The following is a 13,029-nucleotide window of genomic DNA, read 5'->3' on the forward strand; positions in this document are numbered from 1 at the left end:
GGCGTGAGCCGGGGGGAGGCGTGTCGCGTCGGCAATCCCTGAGGGATCCGCGTCAGGAAAGGCGGCAGTTCGCATGGCGGGCCATCGTGATGGGGCTGGCGGTCGTCGCCCTGTATGCGGTGATGGTCGCGCGCCTGATCTATCTGCAGGTGATCGACCATGAGCACTATGCCGCCATGTCGCACGACAACCGCGTGCATATTGCGGCGGTGCCGCCACCGCGTGGGCTGATCTACGACCGGCACGGCGTGCTGCTGGCCGAGAACGTGCCCTCGTACAGCCTCGACGTCACCCCCGAGCAAGTGCCGGACATGGCAGGCACGCTGGAAGCGCTCAAGTCGGTGGTGGCGCTCACCCCGGATGACATCCGACGCTTCAAGCAGGCCCTGCGGCGCAAGTGGCCGTTCCAGACGGTGCCGCTGCGCTTCGATCTGACGCCGGAGGAGGTGGCGCGCTTCGCGGTGCAGCGCTACCGCTTCCCCGGCGTCGACATCAAGGCGCGGTTGCGCCGCTACTACCCCTTCGGCGGCGCCATGGTCGACGCGGTGGGTTACGTCGGGCGCATCGACGCCGCCGAGCTGCAGCACGTCGACGGGCAGAACTACGCAGGCACCACCCATTACGGCAAGACCGGAGTCGAGGCGTTCTATCAGGAGCGTCTGCACGGCCGGGTGGGTTACGACCAGATCGAGGTCAACGCCAAGGGGCGGCAGATTCGCGTGCTTTCGCATCAGCCGCCGGTGCCGGGCGACGACCTCATCCTGAGTCTGGATGCCGGTCTGCAGCAGGTGGCCGAGGAGGCGCTGGCCGGGCGCGAGGGCGCGGCCGTGGCCATCGATCCGCGCAACGGTGACGTGCTCGCCCTGGTCAGCGCGCCCAGCTACGACCCGAATTGGTTCGTCGACGGCATTTCCAGTAAGCGCTACGCCGAATTGCGCAAGAACGCGTGGCGGCCGTTGTTCAACCGGGCGCTGGCCGGGCAGTATCCGCCGGGTTCGACGATCAAGCCGTTCATGGCCCTGGCCGGGCTCGCCAACGGCGTGGTGACCGCGGATCAACAGATTTACTGCGGCCCGTACTGGCAGATACCGGGCGACCCCGCGCAGCGCAAATATCGAGACTGGAACCGCTACGGTCACGGCATGACCGACGTGTCCAAGGCGATCACCCAATCGGTCGACGTGTACTTCTACCGTCTGGCCTTCCAGCTCGGCATCGAGCGCATGCACGGCTTCCTGTCGCGCTTCGGTTTCGGCAGCGCCACCGACATCGACACCACTGGCGAGATGGGCGGGCTGTTGCCAACGCCGGCCTGGAAGCGCCGCGCGCGCAACGAGGTCTGGTATCCGGGCAACACCGTGGTGGCCGGCATCGGCCAGGGCTTCGTCCTGGCCACGCCGCTGCAGCTGGCCGACGCCACGGCCGCCCTGTCCATGCGTGGCGAACGGTTCCGCCCCCGCCTGCTGCGCGCGGTGCGTGACCCGATCAGCGGCAAGGTGAGTGAACGTCCCGCCGACGCGCTGCAGCCGGTGCAGGTACGGCAGAGTTACTGGCAGGCGGTGCTGCGTGGCATGCGCAACGTGACCCAGCGCCCGGACGGCACCGCCTATCGCCAATTCCGCGGTTTCGACTACGTGGTTGCGGGCAAGACCGGTACGGCGCAGGTGACCTCGCACATTCACTCGGACAACTCGTCCGAGGCCACGATTCCCTATCGCCTGCGCGACAATGGGCTGTTCATCGCCTTCGCCCCCGCCGATCATCCGCTGATCGCAGTGGCAGTGGTGGTGGAACACGGCGGCGGCGGCGACGTGAGCGCGGCCCCGGTGGCCCGACGCATGCTTGCCTATTACCTCGAGCACAATACCGAAAGGCGCAACGGCCGCCTGGTACTCAAGCCGGACCTGCCGGCACAGCTCGATCTGCAGCCCACCCAGCCGCGCCAGGCGGGAGCGCCCTCATGAGGCAGGATACGATGGACAGCGGCATCGCCTATTGGCTGCGACGCCTGCATGTGGATTCGATGCTGCTGCTGGCCCTGCTTGCGCTGATCGCTACCGGCCTGTTCATTCTGTACAGCGCGAGCGGGCAGAACGCGGACATGGTCGCGCGCCAGTCAACCCGCCTGCTGCTGGCGCTAGGCGTCATGGCCCTGGTGGCACAGGTACCCGTGGCACGCCTGCGTCAGTGGGCGCCCTGGCTCTATTTCGCTGGACTGCTGCTGTTGCTCGGCGTGCTGCTGTTCGGGCAGGTCGGTATGGGTGCGCGGCGCTGGCTGGATCTTGGCTTCATGCGCTTCCAACCCTCGGAAATCATGAAGCTCGCGGTGCCGATGATGCTCGCCTGGTACTTCGCCGAGCGCCCGCTGCCGCCTACCGGCAAGCAGCTGGTCATCGCGGGTGCGATCGTGCTGTTGCCGGTGCTGCTGATCGCCAAGGAGCCCGATCTGGGCACCGCCCTGCTGGTCGGCATGGTCGGTCTGTTCGTGATCTTCTTCGCTGGACTGAGCTATCGCACCATGGCTGTCTTCGCCGTGCTCGGGCTGGGATCGCTGCCGGTGCTGTGGCATTTCATGCATGGCTACCAGCGCGAACGCGTGCTCACCTTCCTCGACCCTGAGCGGGATCCCCTGGGTGCCGGCTACCACATCATCCAGTCGATGATCGCGGTGGGTTCGGGCGGGGTTTACGGCACGGGCTGGCTCAACGGCACCCAGGCTCAGCTCGATTTCCTGCCCGAGCGCTCGACCGATTTCATCTTCTCGGTATTCGGCGAGGAGTTCGGCCTGATCGGTGCGCTGATCCTGCTCGCCCTGTACGTCTTCATCGTGCTGCGCGGGCTGGATATCGCCCTGCGTGCGCAGGACACCTACTCGCGGCTGGTTGCCGGAAGCCTGAGCATGATGTTTTCGGTTTACGTGTTCGTGAACGTGGGCATGGTCATTGGACTGTTGCCGGTGGTGGGCGTGCCGTTGCCGCTGGTGAGCTATGGCGGCACCTCGATGGTGACCATCATGGCGGCTTTCGGTATGCTCATGGGCATTCATTCGCACCGCAGACTGGTGGCCCATTGAACTGCTTATCCCCTGTTCCGGCCAGCCGGCGCCCCGGCCGCCGGCTGGCTGCGTTGCTCACCCTGCTAGCCGTCTGTCTGCCCGCAGCCCGGGCCGCCGACGACACATTCGCGCACCGTCCCCAGGTGCAGGCCTTCATCCAGCAAATGGTCAAGCAGGACAAGTTCGACAAGGCCTATCTGGAACGCCTGTTCGCCGACGCGCAGCCGCTGCCGGCGGTGATCTCGGCCATGCAGCGCCCGGCCGAGTCGCTGCCCTGGTACCGTTACCGCCCGATCTTCCTGACCGAACAGCGTATCCGCGAAGGCGTCGTTTTCTGGCGCAAGCACCAGGCGGCACTGGCACGCGCGCAGCGCGCCTACGGCGTGCCGCCGCAGGTGATCACGGCGATCATCGGCGTGGAAAGCTATTACGGTCGGCACATGGGCACCTTCCCGGTCTTCTCGACCCTTGCCACGCTGGGTTTCGACTACCCGCCGCGGGCCGACTTCTTCCGCCAGCAACTGGCGCAGTTCCTGCTGCTGGCGCGCGACGAGGGCATCGATCCGCTCAAGCCCAAGGGGTCCTACGCCGGGGCGATGGGGCAGGGCCAGTTCATGCCGGGCAGCTACCGGGCCTACGCGGTGGATTTCGACGGTAACGGCGGTCGCGACCTGTGGAACGATCCGGTCGACGCCATCGGCAGTATTGGCAACTATCTGGCCAGGCACGGCTGGCGTGCCGACGGTTTCGTCGCAGCCCGTGCCCGGGTCGGCGGCACGCCCAAGGCCGCGCTGGACGCCGGCGTGCGCCCGAGCCTGTCGTCCAAGGCGCTGGCCGCTGCCGGCGTGCGCCCGGCGCATGCCCTGCCGAAGGATCATCGCTACGCACTGATCAGCCTGCAGACCCGGACCGATCCGGAGTACTGGGTGACCGGGCAGAACTTTTACGTGATCACCCGCTACAACGCGAGCGCCCTCTATGCGATGGCGGTATATCAGCTCAGCGAGGCGATTCGCGACGCCTATGAACACGCGAAGGCGACGGAGGTCGCCAACCGGCACGGCTCATGATCCGTTTCGGTCTGCTGCGTGGTGCACTCGCCGCCGGCCTCGCACTGCTGCTGTCCGCCTGCGCCACCCTGCCTCCGCCTCCATCGGGGCCGGCACCCAGCGGTGCCGGGCAGTCCTACGTGGTATTCGGCAAGCGCTACTACGTGCTGCCGACGGCACACGACTATGCCCAGCGGGGCATCGCCTCGTGGTACGGTCCCAATTTTCACGGCAAGCTCACCGCGAGCGGGGTGCCCTACAACATGTATGCCCTGACCGCCGCGAGCAAGGTGCTGCCGCTCGGCACCTGGGTGCGGGTGACCAATCTCGAAAATGGCAAGAAGGTGAGAGTCGAGATCAACGACCGTGGCCCTTTCGTCGCCAACCGCATCATCGACCTGTCCTATACGGCAGCGAGCCGACTGGGCATGATCGGCCCGGGTACAGCCCTGGTCGAGGTGCAGGCGATCAACCCGCACAATCCGGCTGCCAACCCCCCGCCGCCGCTGGATGCCGCTCACGGCGGGCCGACGCCGCATATCTACATCCAGGTCGGCGCCTTCGGCCAGTTGGCCAATGCCAAGCGCTACCAGGCCAAGTTGGCGCTACGTGGCTTCGGTCCGATGGTGATCCAGCCCGGTCAGGTCGGCCCCAGTCAGACGCTGTATTTCGTGCGCCTTGGACCGATTGCGAGCGTGGCTGATGCCGACGCCACTGCCGCGCGCATGAGCGCGTTGGGCATCCAGCACTTCCAGGTCGGCGTGGAGTGATGCCGTGCCGGCGTTTCGCATTCGTGACACCGGGGTTAGAATCGCAACCCCCGAAGCACATCCCCCTTCCACCCTTCCAAGGTCCGTTGATATGCGCCTAGCTTTTCGCTCGTTGATTGTCCTGGCCGCCTGCCTGTTCTCTCTGCCTGTTTTCGCCGCAACACCAGCGCCGCTGCCGGTTCCGGTGCCGCCGATGTCGCCCATCGGTGCCAAATCCTATGTGCTGATGGACTACCGCACGGGGCAGATTCTTGCCGAAAAGGACCCCGACGAGCGCCGTGCGCCGGCGAGCACGACCAAGCTGATGACCGCCTACGTGGTGTTCCAGGACCTCAAGGCCGGGCGCATTAAGCTCGATACCAAATTCCATGTCAGTGACAAGGCCTGGCGCCAGGGCGGATCGCGCATGTTCCTGAACCCCGGTTCGTCGGTGACCGTCAACGATCTGCTGCAAGGCCTGCTCATCCCGTCGGGCAACGATGCGGCAGTCGCGCTGGCGCAGGGTGTGGCCGGTACCACTGGGGCCTTCGTGTCGCTGATGAACGCCTATGCCAAGCAGCTGGGCCTGACCGATACCCATTATTCGGACGTGAACGGCCTGCCCAAGCCGGACCTCTACACCTCGGCCATGGACCTCGCCAAGCTCTCGCGCGCCATCATTGCCCAATTCCCCGAGTACTATCACTATTTCGCCGAGAAGTCGTTCACCTGGAACAACATCAAGCAGTACAACTACAACAAGCTGCTGTGGCGCGACCCCAGCGTGGACGGCCTCAAGACCGGCTACACCAGCGAAGCCGGCTACATCCTCGCCTCCTCGGCCGAGCGCAACGGCACGCGTCTGATCGCGGTGGTGATGGGCGTGAACCTGCCCAAGGCCAGTAGCGAGCAGAATTACATCAACCTCGCCCGGGTCTCCGAAGCACTGCTTAACTACGGTTTCCGTTTCTTTGCCACGCACAAGCTCTACAGCGCCGGACAGGCACTGAACACAGTGCGGGTCTGGGGTGGTGCGCATGAACACGTCAAGCTTGGATTGGCCCAGGATCTGTACGTGACCGTACCCTCCGGCCAGTACCACAACCTCAAGGCGGTCATGTCGCTCGACCCGTCCCTGCAGGCGCCGGTTGCCCAGGGGCAGACGGTGGGCGACGTGAAGGTCACCCTGGCCGGCAAGACCGTCACCCAGGTGCCGCTGGTGGCGCTTGAGGCCGACCCGCGCGGCAATCTGTGGCAGCGCGTGCGCGATGTCGTGCTCAAGTGGTTCGCACACAAATAGGGTGGAAGCTGCGCCAATGAGCCGCGTCTATCTCAATGGGCAATTTCTGCCGCTGGCCGAGGCCTGCGTGCCGGTGCTCGACCGCGGCTTTCTGTTCGGCGACGGTGTGTATGAGGTGATTCCCGCCTATGGCGGGCACCTTTTCCGCCTCGATGCGCATCTCGACCGCCTCGGCGCGAGCCTTGCTGCGGTACGCATCGGGAACCCTCACGACCGCGAGGGTTGGAAGCGTGTACTGCAGACCCTGGTCGATGAGGCTGGCCCCGGCGACTGCAGCGTGTACCTGCAGGTGACCCGCGGTGCCGACGTCAAGCGCGACCACGGATTCCCACCGCCCGAGGTGCGTCCGACGGTATTCGCGATGGCCTCGCCGCTGCATCCGCCGCCGCGCGAGCGGCTGGAACGGGGTGCCTCGGCTCGGGTTATGGCCGACATCCGCTGGGCGCGCTGCGACATCAAGGCGATCACCCTGCTGCCCAACGTGCTGTTGCGTCAGGCGGCGCTGGACGCCGGCGACGACGAGGCCATCCTGGTACGCGACGGGCTCGCCCTGGAAGGCAGCGCGAGCAGTCTGTTCATCGTCGCGGACGGCATCCTGGCGACGCCGCCCAAGGGACCGGCGCTGCTGCCCGGCGTGACCCGCGATCTGGTGCTCGAACTCGCGCAGAGCCACGGCCGGCCGTGGGTCGAGCGGGACATCGCCGAGGCCGAGCTGCGTTGCGCCGACGAGATCTGGCTGACCAGCTCGACCCGCGAGGTCACTGCGGTCACGCGTCTCGACGGCGTCGCGGTCGGCGACGGCCGTCCGGGGCCGGTGTGGCGGCGGATGGCCGACTGGTATCGCGCATGCAAGGCCGCTCTGCGCAGCGGCGAGGAGTGTCCGTGAGCACGCAACCCCCTGGCGACGACGCAGAGGCGTTGTTCGAATTTCCCTGCAGCTTCCCGATCAAGGTCTTCGGCCCGTCCCATCCCGAATTCCGCGTGCGTGTGGTCGAGCTTATCCGCGAGCACGCGCCTGAAGTGACGGACGAGGCGGTGCGCGAGAACCTCAGCCGCGGCGGCAACTACCTCAGTCTCACGGTGACCATCGAGGCCACCGACCGGGCCCAGCTCGACGCCATCTACCGCGCGCTGACCGGCTGCGAACTGGTCACCATGGCGCTGTAGCCGTGCCCGAACTGCGCGTGCACTACCTGGGGCGGCGCGACTATGCCTCCGTGTGGCAGTCGATGCGCGACTACACCGACGCCCGCGATGCCGCGAGTCCCGACGAATTCTGGATCGTCGAGCACCCGCCGGTGTTCACTCAGGGGCAGGCCGGCCGTCCCGAGCACCTGCTCGACCCGGGCGACATCCCGGTGGTGCAGAGCGACCGCGGCGGTCAGGTGACCTACCACGGACTCGGGCAGGTGGTGGTCTACACCCTGCTCGACCTGCGCCGCCTGCGCTTCGGCGTGCGTGTGCTGGTGGAGAACCTGGAACTGGCGGTGGTCGACCTGCTGGCCGGCTACGGCGTGGAAGCCGCCGGTCGCCGCGACGCCCCCGGCGTCTATGTGGGTGGCCGCAAGATCGCCGCGCTCGGCCTGCGCGTGCGTCACGGCTGTACTTATCATGGGTTGGCGCTCAACGTGGACCTCGATCCCGCGCCCTTCGCGCGCATCAATCCCTGCGGTTATCAGGGGCTCGAGGTGGCCCGCTTGGCCGACTTCGGCATCGAACTCGATGTGTGGGCCGCGGGGCATGCCCTGAGCGAGCGGCTGGCCCGACGACTGGGTTACACTGCGCCCTCCGCAATCACCGACATCGGAACGGAATACGGCACATGACGGATATCGCCAGACAGGGCCCGGCGCGCGGCCACAAGCAGCGCGGCGCCGAGAAAATGGCCCGCATCCCGGTCAAGATCGCCCCCACCGAGCGCCCGCCGCGCAAGCCCGAGTGGATCCGCGTCAAGGTGCCCGGCGGCCCGCAGGTGGAGCGCCTCAAGCGCATCCTGCGCGAGAACGCGCTGCATACCGTGTGCGAGGAGGCTGCCTGCCCGAACCTGGGCGAGTGTTTCGGCCACGGCACCGCAACCTTCATGATCATGGGCGACATCTGCACCCGCCGCTGCCCGTTCTGCGACGTGGCGCACGGCCGTCCAAATCCGCTGGATGCGGAGGAGCCCGAGCATCTGGCGCAGACCATCCGCGCCATGGGCTTGTCCTACGTGGTGATCACCTCGGTCGACCGCGACGACCTGCGCGACGGCGGGGCCGGGCATTTTGCCGCCTGCATCGCGCAGGCGCGCGCGCTCAACCCGATGCTGCGCATCGAGGTGCTGGTGCCGGATTTCCGCGGTCGCCTGGAGGTCGCCCTGGAGGCGCTCGCCGCGGCGCCGCCCGATGTGTTCAATCACAATCTCGAAACCGTGCCTCGGCTCTACCGCCAGGCACGCCCGGGCGCCGACTACCAGTGGTCGCTGACCCTGATCGAGCGCTTCAAGGCGCTGCACCCCGAGGTGCCGACCAAATCCGGCCTGATGCTCGGCCTCGGCGAGACCCGCGAGGAGGTGGAGGCCGTGATGCGCGATCTGCGTGCGCACGGTGCCGACATGCTGACGCTGGGCCAGTACCTGCAGCCCTCACGCCATCATCTCCCGGTCGAGCGCTTCGTGCCGCCAGCCGAGTTCGAAGCCCTGCGCGAGGTCGGCGAAGCGATGGGCTTCACGCATGTGGCAAGCGGCCCGCTGGTACGTTCCTCCTACCATGCCGATCAGCAGGCCAGCGGCGTGCTTTGAAGTGAATCCGCCGGTGGGGGTCGACACCGCGCCCGATGTCGATTCGACAACGGACGTTGGCCAGCGGGTTACGGCAGATCCGGCCGCCATGGCCGCCATGGCCGCCGGGTTGCCGGGAAGCTGGCTGATCCTGTTCGGCTTCGCGGCGGCCCTGATCGGCGCCGAGCTGATCGCACCGTTCGTCTTCATTACCCTGACCGGCTATCTGCCGGATGCCGTCTACGTCACCACGGCGGTAGCTACCACGCTGGTCGGGTTGCCGCTGCTGTATTTCTTCGTGCGTCTCGGGGTGCGCGCACGCGCCGAGGCGGCGCGCGCCAACCAGACCGAGCGGTACCTGCTCAGATTGACGCGATATGATCGCGCGATCAGTGCGATCAACCAGCTCATCGCCCGGCGCACCGACCTCGATACGCTGTGGCGGGATACCTGCAAGCTGCTGGTCGATGAAATGCGCATGGGCGTCGCCTGTATCGGTCTGTGGCGTCCGGAAGCGGGCGAGTTGCACGTGCAGGCCGTCAGCGGGGACGTGCCGCCCGGCATGGCCCCGGGTGCCCGGCTGGTCGGCGGTTGGGCCGTCGATCTGGCGCGCCGCGCCCTGGACGAGCCCGGCGCCGCGAAGCCGTCGGGGTCCGCCAGTGCGCCGCCGGATGCGGCGTTCACGCTGTGCCGCGGCCGTGAAGGCGTCGCCGTTTTGATGGTACGGTTGCCGCCGAGCTACCTCGACGATCCGCGGTTTCTCGATCTGTTCGAAGGCATACGCCACGACATCGCCTATGCGATGGAGAATGCGGAGCGCGATCTGAGTCTGGAACTGAATCGGCGTGCGGTACAAAGTTCGGCGGACGCCATCGTGGTGCTCGACCGGCGCTGGCGCATCGTGTCTTCCAACCCCGCCTTCGATCGCATCTCGGGCTCGCTTCCCGGGGCCCTGCTGGGACAGCGAGCCTACTTATTGCTGCCCGCTTCGCGACGCCGCACCACCCTGCGTTCGATGACACGCGCTTTGCAGGCTCATGGTCGCTGGCGTGGGGAAACCTGGCTGAGCGTCAACGACGGAGAAGTGCGTCCGCTGGCCGGATCGGTCGCCAGCGTGACCGGCGATGCGTCGGCCGAGGCGTACTACGTCGCCGTATTCCAGGACGTTGGCGAGCAGCGCGAACTCGAGCGCCAGGTCAGGCACCTTGCATACCACGACGCCTTGACCGGGTTGGCCAACCGGCACCGTGTCGACGAATACCTCCGTGGCCTGTTTGCGCGCGGAACCCGGATCGGCTTGTTGTTCATCGATATCGATCATTTCAAACGCATCAACGATGCTCAGGGACACAGCATCGGCGACCGCCTCTTACAAGCTGTCGCGAGGCGTCTTCAGGGGCTGGCACACCACGGCGAACTGGTTGCGCGCATCGGCGGCGACGAATTTGCGGTGATCACCTACGATACGGAGCGTGGCGCGGTAGGCAGCCTGGGCGAACGGCTCGTCGAGGTGCTGGGCAGCCGACCCTATGCGGCCGACGGCGCCGAGATTCGGGTGACCGCGAGCGTTGCCGCGACGCTGTTCCCGGACGACGGCGACTGTATCGAGGTGCTGCGGCAGAACGTGGACCGTGCGCTGCGTCATGCCAAGACAGGTGGGCGCAATCGCTGCGTGGTATTCGAGGGCTGGATGCGCGAACGCGCCGAACAGCAATTGAGCATCGAACGCGATCTGCGCGCGGCGCTGGTCGCGCAGGATCAGTTGGAGATGCATTACCAGCCGGTGCTGGCCTGCGATGACGGCCGTCTGTTGGGTGCGGAAGCCCTGATCCGCTGGCGCCACCCCACACTCGGCCTGCTCGTCGCCGACCAGTTCATGCCGACCGCGGAGGCGGTGGGCATGATGCGGGAAGTTGATAACTGGGTGCTCGATGCCGTGCTGCGCCAGATCCATGAATGGGAACGCCTGGGACTGGAAACAGGTTGGATCGCGATCAATCTATCCGCCGCGCACTGCTCGGATCAGACCTATCCAGCACGTGTCGCATCCGCGATCGAGCGCAGCGGTTTGCGCAACCGTGCACGCCTGTCCTTCGAGATTCTGGAAAACGTGCTGCTCGACGATTCGCCGGCGCAGCATCAGGTGCTTGCCGCGCTGCGCCGACACGGACACCGCCTGATCCTGGACGACTGGGGGCGTGGTTATGCGCGCCTGCACTATCTGAGTCAGGTCGGCGTGGATGCGGTCAAGATCGACAAGAGTTTCGTACAGCAGCTACCCGGTGATGCGCGCAGTTTGGCGGCCGTCAAGACAGTGCTTCAGCTAGGACGGGAACTCGGCATCGACGTGATCGCCGAGGGCGTGGAAAACGCAGCCCAGCGCGATTGTCTGCGCGAACTCGGTTGTCCCGGTTTGCAGGGTTATTTCGTGGCTACGGTCATGCACGCTGGCGATCTGGCCGAATGGCTTGCCGACGCCTACCCGAGGAGCCGTGACGGTGTGGTCTAGAACGTTGCTGGAACTGCTGTTCCTGCCGCCGGCAGGGCCCTTGTTATTGCTAGGTGCAGGACTGCTGCTGTGGGCGATGCATAGGCGACATGCGGGTATGGCGCTCACCGCGACTGGCTTCGCGCTGGTCTACGCCTGTAGTACCCCGGCCATCGTTTACCCGCTGGCATCCGCATGGGAGGCACGCAATCCTCCACTGCAGGCCGTGCCCGCATCGGCCCAGGCGATCGTGGTGATCGGCGGCGGCAGCCGCCCTGCGCCCGCCTATGGCGACGGCGACACCGTCACCCTGCTGACCCTGCAACGGGTACGCTATGCCGCCTGGTTGGCCCGACGCAGCCATCTGCCGATCCTGGTCAGTGGGGGCCGCGACTGGTTCGGCGAGCGCTACAGCGAGGCGCAATTGATGGCGCAGGTGCTATCCGACGAATTTCACCTGGCGGCGCACTGGGAGGATACCCGTAGTCGCAGCACCTGGGGCAACGCGCGCGAGAGCGCGAAGATCCTCAAGCCGCTGGGCATCACCCGCGTGCTGCTGGTGACCCAGGCCTGGCACATGCCGCGAGCCCTGTGGGCGTTCCGCCATGCCGGCCTGGATCCGGTGCCGGCTCCGGTGGGTTTCGTCAACCGCGGTTGGGCGCAACGCGGAATATTGGGGTGGATACCGCAGACGCGTGCTTTGACCACGATGGCCGAGGTGATGCACGAGGTGGTGGGGCTGTTCTGGTACCGCCTGCGCGCATGGCGCGCAGGCGGTTGAGCGAACCGGAGAAGACTCCGGTCTGTGAGGCGGCTTATTGCTGTGGTGCAACCGGTTGCGTCACCTGACGCGTCCAGGAGATCGCCACGGTCACGCGGCGGTTCGGTGCCAGGCATTTGATCAGTGCAGCCTTGCCCTTGACACCCTTGCAGCTCACGACGGGATCGGCGGGGCCCTTGCCGGTCACGGTCATCTTGCTGGCCGGGATCATGTAATGCTGCTCGATATAGCCTGCAACCGACTGGGCACGTTTTTCCGACAGCTTCATGTTGTACGCCTTGCTGCCGATGCGGTCGGTGTAGCCGGTAACATCAACACGTTCCACCGTCTTCGGGTCGATATGCTTGAACTGCATGTCCAGCAGATGCTCCTGTCCCGGGGTGATCATGTACTTGTTGAAGCCGAGATGCGCCTTGCCCGCAGCCTGTTCGTTCAGGGTGATGATCTTGGGTGCCGGAGGCGGGGGCGGCGGAGCCATCGGCGCGGGTGCCGGGGCCTGTACGGGTTTGGGCGCCGCAACCGGGGCAGGTTTCGGCTTCGGCATCAGATCGGGGTCGCACGCGGCGATCGCGTCGGCTGACGTCCAGTTGCCCGTGTGTACGCAGTAACCGTTGCCGGAACGCACCAATACCCCGGCGCTGTTGGTCAAGTAACCTGGGTATCCGGAGCCCGCAAAGGCTGACAGAGGGAGGAGAAGGCCGACGCCGAGGGCAATCCCGCGGCAATGGCTCAGAGCGTGTGGCAGCGTACGTTTCGACATTGAAAAAACTCCAAGGATTGAAATTTCGCAGCGCCCCGAAGGTATGCGGCCGCTGCATGTTCATCATGCATGCGGCGCACATGACTGCA

General features: G+C 66.3%; 12 protein-coding genes. 11 read left to right on the forward strand and 1 reads right to left on the reverse strand.

What is annotated here, in order from left to right; translation table 11 throughout:
- Positions 1-20: 20 nt before the first annotated feature.
- The 11 genes from mrdA (at position 21) to BJI67_RS04420 (ending at position 12,180) form a co-directional block, all read left to right on the forward strand.
- Complete coding sequence (mrdA, locus tag BJI67_RS04370; RefSeq protein ID WP_083250630.1) at positions 21-1,964, forward strand: penicillin-binding protein 2; 1,944 nt, start codon at positions 21-23, stop codon at positions 1,962-1,964.
- Positions 1,961-3,073, forward strand: a complete 1,113-nt coding sequence (gene rodA, locus BJI67_RS04375; protein ID WP_070071998.1) for a rod shape-determining protein RodA — start codon at positions 1,961-1,963, stop codon at positions 3,071-3,073. Before mrdA ends, rodA begins: the two co-directional genes overlap by 4 nt.
- Positions 3,070-4,125 (forward strand): lytic murein transglycosylase B, encoded by a 1,056-nt coding sequence (gene mltB, locus BJI67_RS04380; RefSeq protein ID WP_083250631.1) that lies wholly within the window; start codon positions 3,070-3,072, stop codon positions 4,123-4,125. Before rodA ends, mltB begins: the two co-directional genes overlap by 4 nt.
- Positions 4,122-4,874: a septal ring lytic transglycosylase RlpA family protein gene (locus tag BJI67_RS04385; protein WP_070071999.1), complete on the forward strand. Its 753-nt coding sequence runs from the start codon at positions 4,122-4,124 to the stop codon at positions 4,872-4,874. The genes mltB and BJI67_RS04385 overlap by 4 nt, the downstream gene beginning before the upstream one ends.
- A gap of 91 nt (positions 4,875-4,965) precedes the next feature.
- Positions 4,966-6,153, forward strand: a complete 1,188-nt coding sequence (locus BJI67_RS04390) for a D-alanyl-D-alanine carboxypeptidase family protein (RefSeq protein ID WP_070072000.1) — start codon at positions 4,966-4,968, stop codon at positions 6,151-6,153.
- 16 nt (positions 6,154-6,169) lie between these two features.
- Positions 6,170-7,039, forward strand: coding sequence for a D-amino acid aminotransferase (locus BJI67_RS04395; protein ID WP_070072001.1), 870 nt, complete (start codon positions 6,170-6,172; stop codon positions 7,037-7,039).
- Complete coding sequence (locus BJI67_RS04400) at positions 7,036-7,320, forward strand: YbeD family protein (RefSeq protein ID WP_231940896.1); 285 nt, start codon at positions 7,036-7,038, stop codon at positions 7,318-7,320. Before BJI67_RS04395 ends, BJI67_RS04400 begins: the two co-directional genes overlap by 4 nt.
- Positions 7,321-7,322: 2 nt before the next feature.
- Positions 7,323-7,979 (forward strand): lipoyl(octanoyl) transferase LipB, encoded by a 657-nt coding sequence (gene lipB, locus BJI67_RS04405; protein WP_197513306.1) that lies wholly within the window; start codon positions 7,323-7,325, stop codon positions 7,977-7,979.
- Positions 7,976-8,932 carry a lipoyl synthase gene (gene lipA / locus BJI67_RS04410; protein ID WP_070072003.1) on the forward strand — a complete coding sequence of 319 codons (957 nt, stop codon included), beginning with the start codon at positions 7,976-7,978 and terminating at the stop codon, positions 8,930-8,932. The genes lipB and lipA overlap by 4 nt, the downstream gene beginning before the upstream one ends.
- A 1-nt stretch (position 8,933) precedes the next feature.
- Positions 8,934-11,420 (forward strand): putative bifunctional diguanylate cyclase/phosphodiesterase, encoded by a 2,487-nt coding sequence (locus BJI67_RS04415; protein ID WP_070072004.1) that lies wholly within the window; start codon positions 8,934-8,936, stop codon positions 11,418-11,420.
- Positions 11,410-12,180: a YdcF family protein gene (locus tag BJI67_RS04420; RefSeq protein WP_070073950.1), complete on the forward strand. Its 771-nt coding sequence runs from the start codon at positions 11,410-11,412 to the stop codon at positions 12,178-12,180. Before BJI67_RS04415 ends, BJI67_RS04420 begins: the two co-directional genes overlap by 11 nt.
- Positions 12,181-12,214: 34 nt before the next feature.
- On the opposite strand, the gene BJI67_RS04425 is transcribed toward BJI67_RS04420, so the two are convergent.
- Entirely contained in the window at positions 12,215-12,940 is a 726-nt protein-coding gene (locus tag BJI67_RS04425) for an OmpA family protein (RefSeq protein ID WP_070072005.1), read from the reverse strand.
- Between the last annotated feature and the right edge of the window lie 89 nt (positions 12,941-13,029).

The organism is Acidihalobacter aeolianus (assembly GCF_001753165.1).
Classification (GTDB): Bacteria; Pseudomonadota; Gammaproteobacteria; order DSM-5130; family Acidihalobacteraceae; genus Acidihalobacter; species Acidihalobacter aeolianus.

Excerpts from the sequence above, each read along its gene's own strand:
- rodA (WP_070071998.1), top strand. The coding sequence starts at position 1,961 with ATGAGGCAGGATACGATGGACAGCGGCATCGCCTATTGGCTGCGACGC.
- BJI67_RS04385 (WP_070071999.1), top strand. The coding sequence starts at position 4,122 with ATGATCCGTTTCGGTCTGCTGCGTGGTGCACTCGCCGCCGGCCTCGCA.
- BJI67_RS04390 (WP_070072000.1), top strand. The coding sequence starts at position 4,966 with ATGCGCCTAGCTTTTCGCTCGTTGATTGTCCTGGCCGCCTGCCTGTTC.
- BJI67_RS04395 (WP_070072001.1), top strand. The coding sequence starts at position 6,170 with ATGAGCCGCGTCTATCTCAATGGGCAATTTCTGCCGCTGGCCGAGGCC.
- lipA (WP_070072003.1), top strand. The coding sequence starts at position 7,976 with ATGACGGATATCGCCAGACAGGGCCCGGCGCGCGGCCACAAGCAGCGC.
- BJI67_RS04425 (WP_070072005.1), bottom strand. The coding sequence starts at position 12,940 with ATGTCGAAACGTACGCTGCCACACGCTCTGAGCCATTGCCGCGGGATT.